The following is a 232-nucleotide window of genomic DNA, read 5'->3' on the forward strand; positions in this document are numbered from 1 at the left end:
ATTACCATCAGGACGATATCTACTGGTGTACTGCTGATGTGGGTTGGGTTACCGGCCACAGCTATTTGCTGTATGGTCCGCTGGCCTGCGGTGCCACCACGCTGATGTTTGAAGGTGTACCTAACTGGCCGACCCCGGCGCGTATGTCACAGGTCGTGGACAAGCACCAGGTCACAATCCTCTATACTGCGCCAACGGCTATCCGCGCCCTGATGGCAGAAGGTGATAAGGC

The 232-nt window shown here is 56.5% G+C and carries 1 protein-coding gene; it reads left to right on the top strand.

Annotation, left to right across the window (positions count from 1 at the left end; genetic code table 11):
* Window positions 1–232: AMP-binding protein (locus FDX22_RS20930; RefSeq protein ID WP_146717723.1), on the top strand; the 232-nt coding region annotated here is incomplete at both ends.

The sequence above is a fragment of the Citrobacter sp. TBCS-14 genome (assembly GCF_005280805.1).
Classification (GTDB): Bacteria; Pseudomonadota; Gammaproteobacteria; order Enterobacterales; family Enterobacteriaceae; genus Citrobacter; species Citrobacter gillenii.